The 19949-nt window shown below is 52.2% G+C and carries 16 protein-coding genes; 4 read left to right on the top strand and 12 right to left on the bottom strand.

From position 1 onward, the window contains the following. Positions 1-37: 37 nt before the first annotated feature. The 5 genes from ACG2XO_RS08935 to zapE all read right to left on the bottom strand — a co-directional run bounded on the left by ACG2XO_RS08935 (position 38) and on the right by zapE (position 8017). Positions 38-1006, bottom strand: a complete 969-nt coding sequence (locus ACG2XO_RS08935) for an NAD(P)H-quinone oxidoreductase (RefSeq protein ID WP_410497631.1) — start codon at positions 1004-1006, stop codon at positions 38-40. A gap of 188 nt (positions 1007-1194) precedes the next feature. Next, the gene (locus ACG2XO_RS08930; RefSeq protein ID WP_410497630.1) at positions 1195-1539 is read right to left on the bottom strand and encodes a hypothetical protein; all 345 of its coding nucleotides are present in this window, start codon (positions 1537-1539) and stop codon (positions 1195-1197) included. Positions 1540-2195: 656 nt separating this feature from the next. Continuing rightward, positions 2196-3431 carry a putative hydroxymethylpyrimidine transporter CytX gene (gene cytX, locus ACG2XO_RS08925; protein ID WP_410497629.1) on the bottom strand — a complete coding sequence of 412 codons (1236 nt, stop codon included), beginning with the start codon at positions 3429-3431 and terminating at the stop codon, positions 2196-2198. A 457-nt stretch (positions 3432-3888) separates the two neighbouring features. Further along, positions 3889-6783 (bottom strand): EAL domain-containing protein, encoded by a 2895-nt coding sequence (locus tag ACG2XO_RS08920; protein WP_410497628.1) that lies wholly within the window; start codon positions 6781-6783, stop codon positions 3889-3891. Positions 6784-6865: 82 nt separating this feature from the next. Next, positions 6866-8017 carry a cell division protein ZapE gene (zapE, locus tag ACG2XO_RS08915; RefSeq protein WP_410497627.1) on the bottom strand — a complete coding sequence of 384 codons (1152 nt, stop codon included), beginning with the start codon at positions 8015-8017 and terminating at the stop codon, positions 6866-6868. Between the two features lie 185 nt (positions 8018-8202). On the opposite strand from zapE, the gene ACG2XO_RS08910 reads away from it, so the two are divergent. Further along, entirely contained in the window at positions 8203-9078 is an 876-nt protein-coding gene (locus tag ACG2XO_RS08910) for a hypothetical protein (protein WP_410497626.1), read from the top strand. Positions 9079-9316: 238 nt separating this feature from the next. Here the strand turns inward: ACG2XO_RS08910 and ACG2XO_RS08905 are convergent. The 5 genes from ACG2XO_RS08905 to hisN all read right to left on the bottom strand — a co-directional run bounded on the left by ACG2XO_RS08905 (position 9317) and on the right by hisN (position 14294). Further along, positions 9317-10683 (bottom strand): IS3 family transposase gene (locus ACG2XO_RS08905; RefSeq protein ID WP_410500248.1). Its coding sequence is split into 2 segments (ribosomal slippage): positions 9317-10209 and positions 10209-10683, totalling 1368 coding nucleotides; the frame shifts between segments, so codons are not numbered across the junction. A 350-nt stretch (positions 10684-11033) separates the two neighbouring features. Then, complete coding sequence (locus ACG2XO_RS08900; RefSeq protein ID WP_410497625.1) at positions 11034-11624, bottom strand: acetate uptake transporter; 591 nt, start codon at positions 11622-11624, stop codon at positions 11034-11036. Positions 11625-11817: 193 nt separating this feature from the next. Beyond that, entirely contained in the window at positions 11818-12546 is a 729-nt protein-coding gene (locus tag ACG2XO_RS08895; protein WP_410497624.1) for a substrate-binding periplasmic protein, read from the bottom strand. Between the two features lie 127 nt (positions 12547-12673). Further along, a complete protein-coding gene (locus ACG2XO_RS08890; protein WP_410497623.1) occupies positions 12674-13507 on the bottom strand; it encodes a sulfurtransferase in 834 nt (277 codons plus the stop codon). Positions 13508-13517: 10 nt separating this feature from the next. Next, the gene (gene hisN / locus ACG2XO_RS08885; protein ID WP_410497622.1) at positions 13518-14294 is read right to left on the bottom strand and encodes a histidinol-phosphatase; all 777 of its coding nucleotides are present in this window, start codon (positions 14292-14294) and stop codon (positions 13518-13520) included. Between the two features lie 193 nt (positions 14295-14487). Between hisN and bfr (ACG2XO_RS08880) the strand changes: the two genes are divergently transcribed. Both bfr (ACG2XO_RS08880) and bfr (ACG2XO_RS08875) read left to right on the top strand, forming a co-directional pair. Further along, on the top strand, positions 14488-14961 hold the full coding sequence (gene bfr, locus ACG2XO_RS08880; RefSeq protein ID WP_410497621.1) for a bacterioferritin: 474 nt from the start codon (positions 14488-14490) through the stop codon (positions 14959-14961). Between the two features lie 123 nt (positions 14962-15084). Further along, entirely contained in the window at positions 15085-15555 is a 471-nt protein-coding gene (bfr, locus tag ACG2XO_RS08875; protein ID WP_410497620.1) for a bacterioferritin, read from the top strand. 175 nt (positions 15556-15730) lie between these two features. On the opposite strand, the gene ACG2XO_RS08870 is transcribed toward bfr (ACG2XO_RS08875), so the two are convergent. Beyond that, positions 15731-15946 carry a bacterioferritin-associated ferredoxin gene (locus tag ACG2XO_RS08870; protein WP_410497619.1) on the bottom strand — a complete coding sequence of 72 codons (216 nt, stop codon included), beginning with the start codon at positions 15944-15946 and terminating at the stop codon, positions 15731-15733. Positions 15947-16076: 130 nt separating this feature from the next. On the opposite strand from ACG2XO_RS08870, the gene ACG2XO_RS08865 reads away from it, so the two are divergent. After that, positions 16077-16352, top strand: coding sequence for a cupin domain-containing protein (locus ACG2XO_RS08865; protein WP_410497618.1), 276 nt, complete (start codon positions 16077-16079; stop codon positions 16350-16352). A gap of 350 nt (positions 16353-16702) precedes the next feature. On the opposite strand, the gene ACG2XO_RS08860 is transcribed toward ACG2XO_RS08865, so the two are convergent. Further along, entirely contained in the window at positions 16703-19786 is a 3084-nt protein-coding gene (locus ACG2XO_RS08860; protein ID WP_410497617.1) for a M10 family metallopeptidase C-terminal domain-containing protein, read from the bottom strand. Positions 19787-19949: the final 163 nt, after the last annotated feature.

The following is a 19949-nucleotide window of genomic DNA, read 5'->3' as shown; positions in this document are numbered from 1 at the left end:
TCATCACAACGGTGCAGAATAAACTCTGCGCCGTTTTTTATGCCATTTCATCACCGACGAGCAAAACAACTTTACCCAGATTGCGATTCTGCGCCAGATAATCATGCGCCGCAGCCACCTCATTGAGCGCAAAAGTGCGATCGAGCGTCAGCTGAAATTGTTGACCGAGATGCGGAACGATCTGCTCGCGCAAAGCCTGCGCCAGTCGCGCTTTGACCACCAGCGGCTGGCTGCGCAGCGTTGATCCGGCAATCCGCTGGCGCTTGACCAACAACAAGCCCAGATTGAGCTGCGCCTCAACGCCGCCCAACAGGCCAATCACGATCATCAAGCCATCGCTATTCAGGCAACGCTGATTGCCCGCCAGATATGCACCACCCACGCTATCGAGAATCAGATCAACGCCACCGGCGGCTTTGATCTCGGCGGCAAAATCCTGCTCGCGATAATTGATCGCCAGATCAGCACCCAGCGAACGACAGAAAGCCTGCTTTTGAGGCGAACCGCACGTCACAGAGACCCAAGCACCCAGCGATTTGGCCAACTGAATCGCCGCCGCGCCAACACCGCTCGCACCGGCATGAATCAGCACCCTCTGCCCGGCTTGCAGCTTGCCGATTTCAATCAGATTGAACCACGCCGTCATCCACGCTTCGGGCAAGCTGGCCGCCGCAATAGCACCAAGGGTATTGGGCTGTAGAACAGAGAGTGATTGCTCCAGCAGGCAATACCCCGCATAAGCCCCGCCCGCCACCAAGCCAAAGACTTTATCGCCGACTTTAAAATCCGTCACGCCCTGACCAAAGGCGACCACCTCGCCCGCGATCTCCAGCCCCAGAATGGCCGACTCTCCCGGCGGCGGCGGATACTTGCCCTGCGCCTGCATCAGATCAGCACGATTCACCCCGGCGGCAGCGACCTTAACGAGCAGTTGCCCGGCGGCAGGTTGCGGGATGGGGAGATTGATGAGTTGGAGTTGATTATTGAGTGCGGTGATGGCGAGCATGGGGTGGGCTTTTTGGAGTTAAGCGGAATTAGGCGGCTTGCGACCCAAAGCGGGAGGCGTCCATGTATGGGCTAAGCCTGCGAAGCCCAACAATCGCGGTGAACGTTGAGCGGCATTTCATTTAGCCCAATCACACACTGTATTTTCATTCTTGATCCTACTTTACTCGCCTCTTAACATTTCGCAAATTACCCCCACTGAACTGTAGAACCTATGCTTGGCCTTTCTTCTGCATTTTTCATTGCCTCCTGAAGCGAAGGTAATCCTCCGCCACATGCATTAAATCGATTTCGCTCTGTAGTCGAACCGAACCATAAATAGTAAGTATCAACTTCGCTATCATTCTGTATCTCGGGAAGGTCTTCGTGGTCACCGCTACCGAAACGAACGGGACTATACACAATACAGATATCGCACTCGACAGTTTCGTCGTAAAGGAACGTACCTTTTGCCACAACATTTTCCGAAGTAGGGAGGATGCTCATAAGTTGAATATTTTTCTCAATTTCGATGTGCGCAATCGGTTCAGTCACAAACAATGGGGTTGCGACAGTTCTTGGCCGAATGTTGCCATTTACTTCCAATGATTGTAATGATTTTCAGTGCCTTCGGCACGGTGTTTTCATGCGCGTTCCGCCGCGCTAACGGGAAGGGGTATTTGCTTCTGCAAATACCCCTTCACCCCAAAGCAGCCCCCGGCATCCGCGTCCCGCTACGCGGGATGCCCTTGCTGTGGACGGATCGAGGCGGCGGTTGCGCTTAACAAAACAGGCGCAACCGAAACCCCGCCCCGCCCGTTCCTCGCTCGGCGCAGTTGCAGGGGAATCACCGCAGACCAACGATTGCGGTATATACATGCCTAGGTGTTGCCGTGCGGGTCAATTTTGATCTGGCTTTTAGCGATATACCCATGCCTATTTTGTTCGCGCTGTGTGGGCTGGGGCTTTAACCCCCTGTCGCCCATCGCCGAGGGAGTGGAGCGAGACAAATGGCTTTATCGTTTGGCTCACGACCGACTGAGGGTAGCCCGGAGGGCCGCAGGCGGGGGCTCCTTTGGGGTGTAGGGGGCTTTGGAGAAGCAAAGCCCCCTACCTGCCTGCGCGGCGGAACGCGCAACAAAATAGTCGCGGCGTAGCCGCATAAAACCGGACGTTAGCCCTGCTCAGCAGGTTTGGCGACAGCCGAACGATTAATCCTGCCCCGCCAACACCACCTCCCCCGCTGGCCGCAATTTGCGCATCAGCAGGCCAACAGCCAGCGTGGCAGCGGCGACGATCAGCATGACCGGTACAGTATTTCCCAGCACAAAATCCCAGCTCATCGAGTAGCGATACAGCGCAAAGCCGCCTAGCCACAGCACCAGATTGCGCCAATTAAAACTTTGTTGCGAGGCGTCCTGTTTGAGCAGGAAAAAATCGACGCACAGAATGGCGATCATTGGCGCGAAGACCGAGCCGATCAGGAATAGAAAATCCATAAAGTTATTCACCGGCGCAAAAATCGCCAGCGCGGTGCCCAATGCAACGGCGGTAATGCCGGCGTGGCGCTCGTTCAGTTTGGGGCTGATGCTGGCGGCGGAAATGCCGGCCGATGCGGCATCGAGAAAAGTCGTGGTCACGGTCGAGAACACCACGATCAGAATCGCCGCCACACCTAAACCCGCCGAGGCCATGATGACCGCTACATCGCCCGATCCGGCAAACAGTGCCGCGCCCAGGCCGATGATGAACATCCAGCAGCTACCGACAAAATACGCCAGCGTCGCGCTGGTCGTTCCCCAGCCTGCACGGCGCGCCGAGCGGGTGTAATCGCTGACCAGCGGCAACCACGACAGCGGCATCGCAACCGATAATTCAACCGCCGCACCGAACGACAACGTCTGCGCCGCGCTACTCGGTAGCGTCGCCGCCTCACCGTTGAAAATCACAAAGCTCAATAAAACTGTCAGCAATAACAGCAAAATCGACGCAAACGATTGCAAGCGCGACATCTTTTTTAAATCCAGCGCAATCCACAACGCAATCAAGGCACCAATGGTCAGCGACCATCCTGCCGCACCCAATTGCGGCACCAGATACTGAGCCGCCGCCGCGCCGGAGGCGACCATGATCGCCGTCCAGCCAACGAGCTGCACCACATTGGCCAGAGAAAAAATCATACTGCCGCGCTGACCAAACGAGCGCTTTACGGTCTCCATCGCCGGTTTGCCGGTTTTCGCGCCGATGTAACCGGCCAGCCAGAACAGCACGCCGCCGATGACGTGCCCCAGCAAAATGGCCTTGACGCCCTGCTCAAAACCCAACGGCGCCAGAAAAGTGCCGGTCAAAATCTCGGCCAAAGAAACCGCTGCGCCAAACCACAGCAGCGCGAGCGCCGAGCTGGATAGAGTCGATTCAGAATTCGGAAGATTTGCGGAGGAAGTCATGGAAATACCTATGTCGGTCATTAATCGTATCAAGATGGCATGGCTGCAATGATACACCGCCAGATTTACAGTCCGGCAATTTCATCACACCTGACCGCAGCCAGATCAAATTTCGTTTCCACTTCAGCGGATGCGTGTGGCTCGTTGCCTGCTTTTACTCTTGATCCGGTGCTCTGATGTTTAAATGTTCAAGGGGCGAATCAATAAGCTGAAAATAAAAATACAGGGGTATTGCCGCCAAGCCTAAATTGCAAATGCGTCACAGCCATATACACCCCTATCATAAAACGTCCTGATTGGGCAGTTATCTCGGCTTAATGCTTAGGGTCGGCTTTAGCCGAGCAAATAGAATTATAAAAAGCCACAAAGGTCGGATAAAGCCAACCCTACAGCTCAATGGTTTAAACAAGCGGGGGTGGATACCTAATCAGATTGCCAGTTGGGATGTGATAGCGGCTTATTGCTGCGGCTGATCGGCCAGTGGCTGCTTGTGCCGGACATAGGCTTCAAGCTGTTCGGCCGGCAGCGGTTTGCTGAACAGATAACCCTGCACTTCCTGACAACCTTTGCTGCGCAGCAATTCGAGCTGTGCCGGCGTTTCGACGCCTTCGGCGATGGTTTTGAATCCGAGGCTGTCGGCCATCTGGATAATGGTGCTGACAATCGAACTCTCGGTTTCAATATCACGGACAAAAGACTGGTCGATTTTGAGTTTGTCGAGCTGAAAACGTTTCAGATAGCTCAGCGATGAATAGCCGGTGCCAAAATCATCGATGGCAATTGCCACACCGTGGCTGTGCAATTGTGCAATCTGCCTGATCGCTTTTTCAGGGTTGCTCATCGTCGTGCCTTCGGTAATTTCAAGCTCGAGCCGCTCTGCCGGCAAGTCGAATTCGGCGAGCAAAGCCATGACGCGATCCGGCAGATCGTCCAGCCGGAATTGCACCGCCGATACATTGACCGCCACGGTCATCGGCGGCAGGCCAGCGTCTTGCCAACTGCGCAATTGTCTGAGCGCGGTGCGCAATACCCAGTCGCCGATTTCGATAATCTGGCCGCTGGCTTCGGCAATCGGGATAAATTCGGCCGGTGAAATGGCGCCCATTTCAGGATGCTGCCAGCGCAGCAAGGCTTCGACCCCCACAATGGCCCCGCTGCGGATGTCCAGCTGAGGCTGGTAATACAAGGCCAACTGATTTTTTCCCAGCGCCAGCAACAAGGCATTTTCGATCCGGTGCATGCGCAAGGCATGTTCATGCATTTCCTGCGTAAAGAAGAACGCACTATTGCGCCCCTCCTGCTTGGCACGATACATCGCCGTATCGGAGTATTGATACAGCGTTTCAAAATCCACCCCATCCTCGGGATACATGGCAATCCCGATTGAGGCCGTAATTTTCAGGTCGTGATGTTCGATTTTGAGCGGTGCCGACAGAATTTGAGCCAGTTTTTGCGCTACATGCATGGCACCTTGCGAATGCTCACCGGGCAGTAGCACGACAAACTCGTCTCCGCCCATCCGCGAAACCGTATCCTGCTCGCGCAGCGCGCCGCGAATCCGCTGGCTCACGGCCAGCAGCAATAAATCGCCAACGCGATGCCCCAGCGTGTCGTTGATGTTTTTGAAATGATCCAGATCGATAAACAGCACCGCAACGCCTGAGTGTTCCCGATCAGCCATACTGATCGCCTGCTGCATGCGATCTTGCAACAAAATACGATTGGGCAGACCTGTCAGCGCATCAAAATTGACCAGCTGCTGGATTTTCTGCTGTGCCAGCTTGCGCTCCTCGATGTCGACTACCGAGGCGATCACGAAACGCCCCTCGCTGGTCGTCAGCGGATTAAGCCCGACTTCAACCGGAATCGTCCGCCCAGTTTTAGATAAACCGAACAATTCCTTGTCCGCCGCCATACGCCGTCCGCGTGCATGAGCCAGAAAGGATTGAACCTCGGATTGATGCTGTTTGCGCTGCGGCGCCGGTATCAGTATTTCAATTTCCTGCCCCAGCAGCTCGGCTTGCGTGTAACCGAACATGGCGCTGGTTTGCAGATTGGTCAGCACGATGCGCCCCTGCTCATTGACCATCAGCATCGCATTCGGCGCGGCCTCGAATGCACAGCGAAAGCGCTCCTCGGCCTGTTTGCGCTCGCTGATATCGATCACGCCCCCCAGCATCTGCGCCGGTTGACCCTGTGCGTTGCCCCTGATTTCACCATTGAGTAAATACCAGCGATAAACGCCGTCCTGATGCCGTAAACGCAGCTCATCCATCACCATGGTCTGCTGCGGAAATTGCGCCATGATGGCATTGAGCTGATGCTGAAAACGCACCCGGTCGTCAGGGTGAATCAGCCCGATCAGCGCGGCCAGCGGCTGAACAGTTTGGGCTACGCCCAGCTTTTGCTGCATTTCGGCCGAGAGCGTGACTTCGCTGGTGACCAGATCCCAATCCCACAGTCCCATGTTTGACGCCCGCACCGCACGCGCCAGATTGGCTTGTGATTCGATAAATTTCTGGTACGGTGCTTCGATGGCGGTAACGACAATTGCCCGGTAAATAATCAGATAACTGATGGCTTTGTAGATATGGCCATAAACGTTATACGCCCCGGCCATCGTGGTGTAGAGCGTAAAAAAGAATTCGCCTATCCCCATCACGCATGCAGCCGCCAGCAGCAAACCCGCGTTAAACGGCTGCGGTCGCGCCAGCTTGCGCCAGAAAATCACAGCGCTGCACAGATTAATCGCGATAGTCAGATATTCAGCTTCTTTTTTCAGTGGCGTCAGACCGCCACCGGGAATAAACAACGCCGGCAAGCGTTCCTGATGCAGCAAAACAGCCCAGTTCACCAGCAGCACGAGCAAGATCATTGCGCTCATCAAGTAGTAACGGGCATTCGTATTTACAAAAGGCCGCCATGGTCGGATGGCAACCACCAGCAACACCAGCGCGGCGAGCAAGCGAGCTGGTAACCAGTAGCTCAGATGTTTTTGCCAGTCATTGTGCGTAATAAAATCAGGCATGCCGGTGTAGGACACCGTATGAAAAAAATCGAGCCAGCCAACCGCAAAAAACACCCCCGCGAGCAACACGATATTGCCGGGCAAAATCTGGCGATGTGCGTGCCAGCCCACCGAAAAAACCAGCATCGACACAATGATCGACATCGTTTCAAACAAGGCATGGGCGGGCAGATAGGTCGCGATGGCCTTGGCGTCAGCAAATACCAAAGGAAAACCGGCCGGAGCCAGCGCCAGTAAAACCAGCGACCCCAGGAGTATGCCGACCACTTTCATCGTCGGTCGATGAACCGGATGTATCCACCACCAGGTTTGCATGAAGCGCATTGAATTCTCGATCAAGTTAGCCCCGGATCAGGAGCGTCTACATCATCAGACCATCATAGAAAACACCGCCCAGCCTTGCAGATCAGGTTTCGATCAATCCCGCCTGTTCCTGCTCGACGCTCTGGTGCGCCAGCGCTAGGTATTCTTTCGATTGCATCTCGGTCAGGCGGCTGGCGGTGCGGAAAAATTCGCTGGCTTGCAGGCCGGAGACATACACCTCTTCCACCGGCACGTCGGCGGCGATAATCAGTTTGACGCGGTGATCGTAAAACACGTCAACCAGCCAGGTGAAGCGGCGCGCCAGATTGCTTTGCTCGGGTTTGAGCTTGGGCAGGCCGGAGAGGAAAACGCTGTGATATTCCTGCGCCAGCGCCAGATAATCGGCCTGACCACGGCCATCGCCGCACAGCACGGCAAAGTCGAACCAGATTGCGCCACCGGCGCGGCGACGCGCTTTGACCTTGCGCCCTTCGATCATGACGTGCGTATCCTGATCGTTGCCGGTCGCCATTTTGCTAAACAGCTCGGCCATTTCGGCCATCGTGGCTTCATTATTCGGCTGCAGATAAGTGCGCGCTGCGGTGAGCGTGCGCAGGCGGAAATCCTGTCCGCCGTCGACATTGAGCACGTCAAGCTTGGCTTTGAGCAATTCAATCGTCGGCAGGAAGTTGGCGCGCTGCAGGCCATTGGGGTACAGCCCGTCCGGCGCGTAATTGGATGTCGTTACCAGCACCACACCGCGATTGAACAATTGCTCCATCAGGCGGCCCAGAATCATCGCGTCGGCGATGTCGGAGACATGAAATTCGTCAAAACACAGCACACGCACGGCCTTGGCCCATTTGTCGGCGACTTTGGCCAGCGGATCGTCACTGCCCTGCTGGGCGCGCAATTCGCGGTGCACTTCCTGCATAAAGTGGTGAAAATGCAGCCGTTTTTTGCGTTTATACGGCAAGCCGGCGTAAAACGCATCCATCAGAAAGCTTTTACCGCGCCCGACCCCGCCCCAGAAATACAGGCCACGCGGCAGATCCGGCATCGGCAGCAGCGTTTTGCCGAACAGCCGGTTGCGTTTGTGCTTGAAAACGACCAGCGCCTGCCACAGTTTTTCCAGCTCGGCGATGGCGGCCGCCTGCGATTCATCGGCGATAAATCCATCTTGCGATTGCAGCGAGCGATACCAGGCGAGCGGGCTGACGCCTGATTGTGGCGGGGCGATGACGTGTTGCGACATGGATCAATCCAGCGATTTGATGGGCGCAATTATATCGCCTTCCTGCGCTGCAAACCGCGACTATTTAGGCACAGCGCGTGCTGCATGGCTTATCTGCAATTGCCATTTTTCGCGCAGCTTGCCATGATTAGCTTTTGTTGATGTTGTCAGCAACCAGTGCAATTTGAGGAGTTCCTATGTTTCCCATGCGCCCCGTTCTACGATTAGCCCTGTTGGCCACTCTGGGTCTGCTATCCGCCCCCGGCCTTGCTGCCGAAAAAGTCATCACCATTCTGACTCAGCAGGATGTGTTTAACGATTACCAGAAATTCATCGGTCAGCGCGACCCGCTGACGCTGACGCAATACGGTGGAGCCGGTTCGCGCCGTGACGTCGCCGAGCTGGTGCTGGTACAGCAGGCGCTCAAAGCCGGTGGCAATGAGCTGCCGATCAAGATTGTCAAAGTGGATAACAGCAGTGATTCATATAACCGCTATATCAAGGAAATTACGACTGGTAGCGCTACGATGGGTGGTAATAGCGCCTGGCTGATTGATCTGAAACCGCTGGGTGACAAAGTTTTTGTCGCCCAGCCGGTGATTCGCCAGGGCGAATTTGAAGCCGGTCTTTACACCACGCCGGACAATCAGAAAGCCATGGCGACCAAAACCTTGCCCGAGCTGCAACAACTGACGGCCGTCGTGGCCGATAGCTGGAAACCCGATGTTGCCACGCTGGAAAGCCTCAAATTTACCAAGCTGCTCAAAACGCAGAGCTGGGATTCGATGGTCGGTATGTTATTCAAAAAACGCGCCGACGTACTGCTGGCGCCATTTCAGTCTACGCCGGATTTATCGCTCGACGTGAGTGGAAAAAAGCTGGTACCGATTCCGAATGTCAAAGTCGGCTTGCAGGGTAGCCGTCATTTCTTTGTTTCCAGAGCCGATCCGAACGGTGCGCTGCTCGCCAAGCAATTGAATATTGGACTGGAAAAATTGCGCGAAAAAGGCGTCATTGAAAAAGTCTACCGGGACTCGGGGTTTTTCAATCATGAAACCCGAAACTGGAAACGGCTCAATTAACAAAAAAGCCCACCGAATTTCGGTGGACTTCAGGCTGCAGACAAAGTGGGTTACGACATTTTTCAAGTCTCGGCAAAGCCGAGCCCAGGAAACAAAGCTTTGAATTCGCAGCCTTTATGTTTTATTCCCACCCCTCCCGCCCCCTCCTAGAGGGGCGCCTCGCTTCGCGAGTGAGTTTGCCATCAATTTGAAGTTCACCGAGTTTGAACTGACCCCAATTAGTTGGACAGTTTAAAAGCTAGGCATTCAAGGGCTGAGTTCTGTATTGCACAGGACTCAGCCCTTTTAATTTCAGCTTGATTCGCTCGTGGTTGTAGTAATGGATGTAATCCACGATACCTTGCTCTAGTTGTTCAAGGCTGGCAAATTTCTTCAGATGGAAGAACTCGGACTTCAATGCCCCAAAGAAGCTTTCCATCGTGGCATTGTCGTGGCAATTGCCTTTTCTCGACATACTTTGCACCATCCCTTTTTCGATCAATTGCTGCCGATACGCGGCCATTTGATATTGCCAGCCTTGATCTGAATGCAAGAGCGGTTTTTCATCCGCCCCCAGTTTGGCGATGGCTTGCTTGAGCATGTGACTCACCAGCGCAAACACTGGGCGACGCGCCATTTCAAAGGCGATGATTTCGCCATTGTATAAATCCAGTACCGGCGACAGATAAAGCTTTTCTCCCCGCACATTAAATTCAGTCACGTCCGTCACCCACTTCTGATTCGGTTTCTCGGCACTAAATTGTCGCTGCAAGAGATTCGGCGCGACTTTGCCACATTCACCTTGGTAAGAACGGTATTTCTTTGGCCGTACCAGTGACTTTAGACCCAGCTCCTGCATTAAGCGCTGTACCGTTTTGTGATTCAGCCAGTGACCTTTTTTTCTCAGCGCCAGCATGATTCGCCGATAGCCATAGCGCCCTTGATGCTCAGCAAACAGGGTTTTAATCTGCGTTTTTACCGCTTGATATTGATCGTTGATCGCAAGTGCCTCCCTTTGGTAATAGAAGGTGCTGCGCGGCAACCCGGCGTATTGCAACAAATCAGCCAATGGAAACTGCGACCTTAATTCAAGCACTATTTGCGCCTTTTCTGCTGCGCCGACTGGGTTTTGGCTTGAACTAAGGCATTGCACTTTTTTATGTAGGCATTCTCCAGTCGCAGTCGCTTGATTTCTGCAATGAGTTCTTCACGGCTGCGAGCTTCATCATCAATCGGAGTGGGCGTGGTGTTATTTTCAGCAACGGGCATGGCAGATTTCTTTCGACCTTTGGGGGCAGGTTCAAGGGCAGCAATCCCGCCTGCGCGATACTGCGCAGCCCATTGGCCTAAACAAGCAGGGCTACGGATATCAAAATAAGCGGCAGTTTCTTCTTGGGAAAGATGATTTTCCAACATGTGCTGGAGCGCGGAGAGCTTAAATACAGCATCGTAATGACTGCGTTTGGGGGCTAAGCCTGATTCGCCATGCTGGCGAAATGCCATCACCCACCGACGAAATATGCCTGATTCAATGGCATGTTGCTTGGCGATGGTTTTGAGACCTGTTTGCCCTGCCAAATATTGCTGAACCACGGAAAGCTTGAATTGCGTCGTGTACTTGGACATAAAAACACCCCAAAAATATGGACGGGTGTCCAACTTTTGGGGGGCAGTTCACTTCGGGTGGCTTTTTTTATTTTGGTGATTTCTAGGCTCTGTTGATGTTTGGTTTACGGTCGCGCTGGAGCGATTTTTGTGGCGAATCAAGGCATTGGCTGCGATACATAGTCATTCTATGTGAGCAGGCAATAACGCAGAGTCGTCACAAAAAGCGCCCAGCCCGGAGGGTTTGGCTGTTTTTGGCCTGACACTGCGTTGCAAAACCTTCACGTAGAATGACTATGCATCAGGCTTTGCGCCTTGTTTCAGGCCAAAACCAGCACAAACGCGACTCGCAAACCAAACCTCAACAGAGCCTAGTGCGCCGAGCCTCCCATAGGCAATACTTCACGGCCATACACTTCATTGATGACTTGCGCCATCGCCGAATAAATCGCCACGGCACCGCAAGCCACACCTTCAAAGCCAGCAATCCGGGTAATTAGGTGATTTTCGGTGTAGTCACCGTAAGCGAGCAGAAAAAACAGCACCGTCAGCGAGCCAAAAATGATTTGCGTGACGCGATTCATTCGCAAGGTAGCGACAAACATCAGGGCAGTAAAAATACCCCACATCAGTAAATACGCAGACATCGCGCCTGCTGTGGCTTTCACGGCAATACCCATGGTTGGCATCACGATCAAAGCGGCCAGCGACAGCCAGAACAGCCCATACGAAGTAAATGCCGTCATGCCGAAAGTATTATTTTTCTTCGACTCCAGCACGCCAGCGATCACTTGCGCAATCCCGCCATAAAAAATGCCCATCGCCAGAATCATTGCGTTGAGTTCAAACAGGCCGATATTGTGCAAATTAAGCAGCACGGTCGTCATGCCAAAGCCCATCAAGCCAAGTGGCGCGGGGTTAGCAGAGGTGTCGTTGATCGTGAAAGTGTTGGCAGCAGACATGTCGCGTCCTGGATGAAACTGAAAAGGAGCGGCATTTTAGGCTAAATCAGCCGAAAAAAAACTTGGTGCGGATCAATAATTGACCAAGCAGCCGCATATTTACATGCGCAGTCTGCTTCACATCAAATTTCAGCTAAGCCGCTTGAATCTGCATGTCAATAAAGCTCAAATGCGCTCAATCAAGGCAATAGAGTCAACGAGGCCGGGTTCTGAGAAATTCGGAATACGGCAGTGTCCGGGAGAGTTTTTCCAATGCCTGCTCGTACCGTGGCAAATACTGTACCGCTGCAGGACGAAATGCCGCACAAAGCGCCACAGCCGGTTCGGGCAAATTAAGGACGCGCAATTGCTCGTTCAGCCCCAGACGCCGCATTTCCTGCTGCACCGAGCTCGCCTCTGGGCTGTAAAAACCGTCCATTCGACCCAGTACCACTTTTTGCAAGCTGCGCCGAACCACCTCATCACCAGCCATCAGATCAAGATGCGCTTGCGATTGCATGATCAATGGCGAGCGATAGCCATCTTGCCAGACGCCAATGCTCAATCCGGCCAGATCGTCTTTGGATTGAATGCGCTGGATGGCACCAGCCGACTTCACCGTGAGCGTTCCCTGCATCTTGAGCCAAGCCTGACGACTAAAGCGCAGTTGTTTTTCCCGCTCCGGCGTTTTACCCAGATAAAGAATGAGGTCGATTTTTTGATCTTTCAATAAGCGCGACAAAGGTAACTGGGTATAAATCACTTTATTGACGCCCATCTGCTTGGCGATCAAATCAAAATACGCCAGTGCCGCACCGCTATGCTGGCCTTGTACGAATTGGGCATGCGGCGGCAAATCAAAATAACCAACCCTTAGCGTTTCCTCGGCGAAAGCAGCCGTGGATAATAATAGCGCGCCTATCCATCCACAGATACGCAGCATAAACACCTCCAGATTTGCATTCATTCTCGCCCGCTCTGTTGAGTTATAGGCGGAGTGCCTTTGCAAGACCAGAGGCCAGCTGCAAGCCATGATCTAAACCATCGCGACATTCCGTTTGCATCGATGTTTACACGGCCACTGGCCGACCCGGATCGCTGCACCACTCGCTCCATGAGCCGGGATACAAACGCCCGCCACTCAGTCCGGCGACTTCAAGTGCGAGCAGATTATGGCAGGCCGTCACACCGCTGCCGCATTGATGCACGACATCATTTGGCACCATATCCCCAAGCAAGACCTGCCATTCTTCGCGTAATACTTCAGCCGGTTTGAAGTGACCATCTTGCAGGTTGTGCATGAAAAAACGGTTGGCGGCGTCGGGAATATGGCCGCCGACCGGATCAAGCGTCTCGCCAATGCCAACAAAACGCTCGGGCGAACGCGCATCGACCAGCTGAAATTGCGGCGTCGTCAGATTGGCGAGCACATCGTCCACGCTCACATGGCGGGCATCGTCCGGCGTGGCATCGAAAATCACCGGCGTAATCGCCGGTATGCCATTGACCAGCTCGCCCTCACTCGCCAGCCAGGCCTGCCAGCCGCCATCAAGCACCTGAACCTGATCGGCGCCCAGCCAGCGCAGCAGCCACCACAGCCGGGCAGCAAAAGCGCCGCCGCTGGCATCATAAGCGACCACATGGCTGTTTTTGCTGATTCCCAGTGCGCCCAGCTTGAGCGCCAAAGTTGCGGCATTGGGTAAGGGATGACGCCCATTACGGCCATTTTTGGGTGCCGACAAATCTTCGTCCAGATGCATAAAACGGGCACCAGGCAAATGGCTTTGCAGATAAGCCGCACGACCTGCATCGACATCGGTCAGATCATGGCGGCAATCGACCAACAACAGCTCGGGTGTATGCAAAAGGCTTTTCAGCTCGGCAACCGTAATCAATGGCTTCATGGGTATACTCTCAGAGATTATGTAATGCTTGATATGCAGCCTGATACAGGGTGGGGGTAGCTGCAGCAATGACCCGGCCGCAGCTCTCGCGAGTCAAGGCTTTGCCCTGCCAGTCGGTCATCACACCGCCCGCAGCAATCACCACTGGCGCAACGGCAGCAAAGTCGTGCAGCTTCAACCCTTCTTCGATCACCAGATCAAGCCCGCCGGTCGCCACCAGCGCATATTGATAGCCGTCGCCGCCGTAAACGGTAAAACGGCCATTTGTTTGCAAATTCATGAATGCATCGCGCCCGGCGTCGCTGAAATACTGCGGGCCGGTCGTGCCGATGCGGGCACGGCTCAGATCGCCAATGTCGCTGACATGAACCGGCTGATCGTTCAGCGTACAGCCCTGCCCGACCACGCCGACCCAGCGCTCGTTCGCAATCGGCTGATTGATCACGCCCAGCACCGGGGTGCCCTTGTACAGCAAACCGATCAGCGTCACAAACAGCGGGCGGCCAGTGATAAACGCTTTGGTGCCATCGACCGGATCGAGCACCCAGACCCAATCGGCATCGTCGCGCTCGGCGCCGAACTCCTCGCCGATAATGCCGTCTTGCGGGCGATGCGCGTTAATCAGCGTACGCATCGCCAGCTCAGCCTCGCGGTCGGCCTGCGTGACCGGGCTAGAATCTGATTTATCGTCAATCGCCAGACCGCTGCGATAATAAGGACGAATCACCGCAGCGCTGGCCTCGGCAAGCTGATTGGCAAAAGCAATCTGTTCTGGACTGGGGATCACGGCACGCTCCATCGATTTAGATTGCAGGGATTTTACGATCTTTTGCTGCAGCTTACACACTCAAGCTCAAGATGAAATCCATTTTCGCCTGTTTTAGCGACCTGATATCGACGTTGATCCGGTTTTTGCGTTGAATTATCCGCGTTAAGGCGTACACTTTCGAATAACAATTGACCCGCATGGAGCTTTCACAATGCAAGGCGATAAAAAAGTCATCAAGGCACTGAACAGCATTCTGGGCAACGAGCTGATTGCGATTAACCAGACCTTTCTGCACGCCCGGATTTACAAGAACTGGGGTTTCAAAAAACTCAACGATGCGGCCTACCACGAGTCGATTCATGCGATGAAGCGTGCCGACGAGTTAATAGAGCGGATTTTATTTCTCGAAGGGCTGCCCAATTTGCAGGATCTGGGCAAATTGCTGATCGGTGAAGACGTCGCAGAAATGCTCGCTTGCGATCTGAAACTCTATAGCGGTTTTCTCGCCAGCCTACGCGATGCAGTCAAAACCAGCGAAGACGCGCAAGATTATGTCAGCCGCGACCTCTTAACCGAAATTCTGGAAGAGGAAGAAGAATACGTCGACTGGCTCGAAACGCAGCAAACGCTGATCAAGGAAATGAGTCTGGCCAACTATCTGCAATCACAGGCCTTTAACGACTAGCCGAAACAAGCAATAGGACAGAAATTTTCACGCAAGGCGCTGTGCCGAAGACAGTACAAGTGCTACGGCGAGGCGAAGCAACGAAGCGTGGGAATTTTTGGTTTAGCACTTAAGGAGAACACCATGCAAGGAAGCGCCAAAGTACTCGCCGGATTGTCCGAGCTGCTCGCCGCCGAGCTGACCTCGGTTGATCAGTATTTTATCCATAGCCAGATGTACCACAACTGGGGCTATGGCAAACTGTTCGAGCGCATCGACCATGAACGTCAAGACGAAATCGGCCATGCGACCCAGCTGATCGCGCGGATTCTGTTTCTGGAGGGTACGCCCGACGTCGCCGCGCGCACCGCACTGCGCGTCGGCAAAGATATTCCGCAAATGCTGCAATTTGATTTGCAAACCGAATACGAAGTCGCTGCTGCGCTGAAAAAAGTCATCGCAGTGTGCGAGAAAGAGCATGATTATGTGACGCGCGAAATGCTGGTTCAGCTACTCGACGACACCGAAGTCGATCATGCGCACTGGCTGGAACAGCAACTCGGTCTGATCAAGGCCGTTGGCATTCAAAATTATCTGCAATCGCAGGCGTCGTAAACCGGCACCCGCAACGAGGTAGGCACGACCTGCTGAGCTGATGCAAGTCTATACTCAGCCGATCGTTGTCCAAACAAAAAGCTCGGACTCAATATCCGGGCTTTTTGCATATTCAATAGGTATATCGCCGTAAGGCTTACTATATAAAGGCCGGGTTAACATACCCAATCAAGTATCAGGCAAAAGCCAAGTCCTGCAAATCGGCCAGCATTTTTTCTTCATAGGTCTCAACGGCTTCGTGCAAAACCTGTTTGGCACAACTTGTACATTTGCCGCAGCAAGTCCCCGTTTGCGTCGTGCGCTGCAGCTGGATGTATGTACGCACCCCACCTTGCTCGACGGCTTTGCGGATCGCTTTATCGCTGACATTGTTGCAAACGCAGACAATCATGATTGAGAACCTTGTTAATAACTATTCTCATTATCTTCAAAACATTCTGTGATGACAAGTCCAAATTGCGCATCAGCGATAAGCGGTCGAGTAAACTATGGGCATCATTTGCAAAAACAATAGGTGCACCATGCTCCACATTCAGATCGAACGCACCATCAGCGCCGAAAGGCAGCTTGAACTTGGCATTCACAATTGGCCATTCTGGGAAAAGAACATCTCCAGTTTTCCATGGACCTATGACTGTTTAGAGACTTGTTATCTGATTGAAGGTGAAGTGATTGTTACACCCAAAGGTGGTGAGTCGGTAACAATACATGCGGGAGATCTGGCGACTTTTCCGGCGGGGATGAGTTGTACGTGGCAGGTAACGAAGAATTTACGCAAATACTATTGTTTCAAATAATAAGTGATACCCATCATGTATTTATTAACGTGCATCGCAATGGCACTGTCTTTGTTTCTGTTATTAAAGTTATGCAAGTTTCATGAATCGCACCATCGCTGGCCTTGCAACAGCAAAGAACTATTTCACTGGAAACTTAAAACTTCGTCCAAAATAGTGATTGGAACATTTTGTAGCTTTTGGCTCCTGCTGGGGTTAGCAAAACCATTGGCACCATTGGTAAACATCGGCTATGCAATCCTGATTTTATCCAGTATCCCAATAATAATTTTCATCTATTTTTGGATTAAAAAATAATCAAGCCCGGCATTGCCGGGCTTGAACATTAATGCGTACAAAGCAGACTCTGGTCACACCTGAAAAGCGAAATCACTGATCTGAGTCGTCGCGGTATTGAGCGTTCCCAGCAAATGCAATTCATCGCTTCCTATCTGGCCATTGCCGTCAGCTTCCTTGAAAAGGTAGACTGCAGATTGCACGCCATTATTGACGACGTAAATACGCTCCTCTCCTGTTTCAAAAGGGTTAACAACATCAATCTTGCTAGCTGCAGAAACCTCGGTGAGGTCACCATTGATGGCATCAGAGAAAATGATCAATTCCCACGATCTGTATCCGGTTGTATATGGGAAATCGATTGTATAGCCGTTGTCAATCACGGCATCGCCATTCCCGATTCCGCCCAGAGCAGAATTATCCAGCACAATCAAATCCGATCCACTCACAAAGTCCATCACAGTATCGCTGCCGATCAGACAGTCAAAGACAAAACAATCAGCCCCGTCGCCGCCATAAAGCACGTCATCCCCTGCTCCGCCAATAAGCAAATCATCACCAAGGCCGCCATTCAATTGATTGGCTGCTAAATTGCCAACCAATTGATTATTCCCATCATTACCAATACCACTAATATTGGCATTGCCACTCAAAACCAAATTTTCCACATTGACACTCAGCGTGCAATCAATGCTAGCAATGATAGTATCCATACCGGATGACGCATTTTCGATCACCACATCGAGCTGGTTATCTACGTAGTAGATATCATCACCTGCTCCACCTAGCATGGTATCGGCTCCGAGCTGCCCATTCAAAACATCTGCGCCTGCCCCGCCATCCAGCACATTCTCGGCAGAATTACCGGTCAAGGTATTATTCAAATCATTTCCCGTGCCATTGATTGCATCGGTTCCGGACAAGGTCAGAATTTCCAAATTTGCGGTAAGGGTATAGCTGACGCTGGAAACAACAGAGTCAATTTCGGACAGATCGTCCGATGTTTCCAATATCTGGTCATTGATATGATCCACATAATAAGTATCGCCTCCGAAACCACCAATCAGCGTATCAGCACCAGCTCCACCATCAAGAATATTCGCTGCGGCATTTCCGCTCAGGGTGTTATCCAGTTCATTTCCCGTACCATTGATGGCCGAAGTACCGGACAAAATCAATTTTTCCTGATTTGCGCCGAGACCATAACTAATCATGGAAACAACCGTGTCAATTTCAGTTGGCGAGACCGTCGTCTCTATAACGATATCTTGGGCGTGATCCACAAAATAGGTGTCGTTTCCTGCCCCTCCAACCATGGTGTCCGCACCGGTAAGTCCATCCAAAATATCATCACCGGCACCACCACTCAAGATATTGGCTGCGGCATTACCAGTAATCGAATTATTCAGTTCGTTGCCAGAACCGTTAATGGCAGCTGTGCCGGACAAAGTCAATTTTTCCAGATTTGCACCAAGGGTATAACTGACGCTGGAAATAACGGTGTCGATCTCTGTCAGGCTCACTGAGGTTTCAGAGATTCGATCACCAGTATTGTCGACATAGTAGGTGTCAGCACCTGTGCCACCGATCAACGTATCAGTACCAGCTGCACCATTAAGAATATCCGAACCTGCTCCGCCGTTTAATACATTCGAGGCCGCATTGCCTGTCAAAGTATTATTCAGGGCATTGCCAGTACCATTGATTGCTGCACTGCCAGATAAAGTCAGTTTTTCCAGATTTGCGCCTAGCGTGTAGCTGACACTGGAAACGACCGTATCGATTTCAGCCAAATCGGTAGTCGTTTCTTTGGCAATATCGCCAATATTATCAATATAATAGACATCATCACCAATGCCACCGATCATGGTATCTGCACCAGCGGCGCCATTCAAAACATCTGCACCAGCACCACCACTTAGGGTATTTTTAGCAGCATTCCCAATAATGGTATTCGCCAAAGAGTTCCCATAACCACTAATTGCAGAAGGCCCTGTAAGAGTCAGCCTTTCAAGCGTGGCACCTAATGTATATGTGAAGCTCGTAACAACAGTATCAATCTCAGTTGAAACTGTGCTGGTTTCGCTCACCACATCTTTTACATTATCAAGGTAATACGTATCGTTGCCTGCTCCACCAACCAGAGTATCAACACCAGCCCCGCCATTCAGCACATCGTTCCCAGCATTGCCATGCAGACGATCATTTCCTGCTCCGCCCGTTAATGTATTGCCCACGGAGTTTCCAATCAGTGTGTCAGCGTAAGCCGAACCATAGGCATTTTCAATCGTACAATCATAAGCAATTGCAAGGCAGTCATTAACGTAAGTCTTTCCATTAAAAAATGATTTGCCAATATTACTGAATGTACCTGCATTCAGATTAATCACAACAGACTTCAGCTGACTAGTTGCATCAACTGCATCAACCCCACCCGTATCCCATATCGTCTGAAAAATAGATTGTGTTGCGCCCCATTTATAAACATTATTGCCATAGTTATAACTGAGGTTTTTTCCATACAAAGTCTGGATGGCCTTGATATCATCCAGCATCGGAGTCGTTGGATAAAAAGTGGTGTCATACCCATTCAGAGTATCGCCAGCATAATCGCGGTACGACATGACGCTGTATTTCAGTTGGTCATGCAAAGTATTTGCAATAGTGCCACCATCGTGCGGATGCTTTAAACCCAGTGCATGACCCAACTCATGCAAAAAGGTTGCATAGCCATAGTTGCCGACCACCGGGGTTTTATATGCAGGAGAACTGGGTCCCATCCAGATATCTCCACCCCATTCACTAGATGAGGGGTAATAGGCATATGCGGTCGGGTTGTGGGTTGCATTGCTTGAATTCAACCAGCGAATATCGCCAGCACTGGAAGTTCCATCTGCGACCTGAACAAACTTGATATTGGCAACGGCAGCCCAAGCTACCTGAACTTGTTTAGCAACAGCTTGCTGTGTCGCGTTAAATCCGGTCGTCACATAGGAGTCGTACTTGATAGCCGAAGGATTTGTAACAAAACTGTAGGTCAGCGTCACGCCAGATCCAACAGCCCCACCCCACTTCGTTGTACCAAGTAGCCAGCTGTAATCGTAGAACCCAGAAACCCAAGTGATCTGATTGACACTACCATAAACACCGTTTCCCATAGCGCTTTTCACCTAATTTCAAACATCAAGCCCGCAAAATTCTTTCAAATAGTTGACGCAAAGCCTACTCGAAACAAAAAACAGAGGCAAAATTTTCCTTGCCGGTCGGCTCTTTTTGCAATTAAACCAATCGCGTCACGTACTCTCAAAACGATTCAAGCAC

It is taken from the genome of Chitinibacter sp. S2-10, assembly GCF_046530675.1.
GTDB lineage: Bacteria > Pseudomonadota > Gammaproteobacteria > Burkholderiales > Chitinibacteraceae > Chitinibacter.
The sequence above is the reverse complement of the archived record's forward strand: the minus strand, read 5'-3'. Positions and strand labels throughout refer to the sequence as shown.

What these genes read in the sequence shown, in the direction of transcription:
- bfr (WP_410497621.1), top strand. Translation starts at nt 14,488, where the DNA reads ATGCAAGGCGATAAAAAAGTCATCAAGGCACTGAACAGCATTCTGGGC.
- ACG2XO_RS08920 (WP_410497628.1), bottom strand. Translation starts at nt 6,783, where the DNA reads ATGCGCTTCATGCAAACCTGGTGGTGGATACATCCGGTTCATCGACCG.
- cytX (WP_410497629.1), bottom strand. Translation starts at nt 3,431, where the DNA reads ATGACTTCCTCCGCAAATCTTCCGAATTCTGAATCGACTCTATCCAGC.
- bfr (WP_410497620.1), top strand. Translation starts at nt 15,085, where the DNA reads ATGCAAGGAAGCGCCAAAGTACTCGCCGGATTGTCCGAGCTGCTCGCC.
- ACG2XO_RS08860 (WP_410497617.1), bottom strand. Translation starts at nt 19,786, where the DNA reads ATGGGAAACGGTGTTTATGGTAGTGTCAATCAGATCACTTGGGTTTCT.
- ACG2XO_RS08900 (WP_410497625.1), bottom strand. Translation starts at nt 11,624, where the DNA reads ATGTCTGCTGCCAACACTTTCACGATCAACGACACCTCTGCTAACCCC.
- ACG2XO_RS08870 (WP_410497619.1), bottom strand. Translation starts at nt 15,946, where the DNA reads ATGATTGTCTGCGTTTGCAACAATGTCAGCGATAAAGCGATCCGCAAA.
- ACG2XO_RS08890 (WP_410497623.1), bottom strand. Translation starts at nt 13,507, where the DNA reads ATGAAGCCATTGATTACGGTTGCCGAGCTGAAAAGCCTTTTGCATACA.
- zapE (WP_410497627.1), bottom strand. Translation starts at nt 8,017, where the DNA reads ATGTCGCAACACGTCATCGCCCCGCCACAATCAGGCGTCAGCCCGCTC.
- ACG2XO_RS08935 (WP_410497631.1), bottom strand. Translation starts at nt 1,006, where the DNA reads ATGCTCGCCATCACCGCACTCAATAATCAACTCCAACTCATCAATCTC.
- ACG2XO_RS08865 (WP_410497618.1), top strand. Translation starts at nt 16,077, where the DNA reads ATGCTCCACATTCAGATCGAACGCACCATCAGCGCCGAAAGGCAGCTT.
- ACG2XO_RS08895 (WP_410497624.1), bottom strand. Translation starts at nt 12,546, where the DNA reads ATGCTGCGTATCTGTGGATGGATAGGCGCGCTATTATTATCCACGGCT.
- ACG2XO_RS08910 (WP_410497626.1), top strand. Translation starts at nt 8,203, where the DNA reads ATGCGCCCCGTTCTACGATTAGCCCTGTTGGCCACTCTGGGTCTGCTA.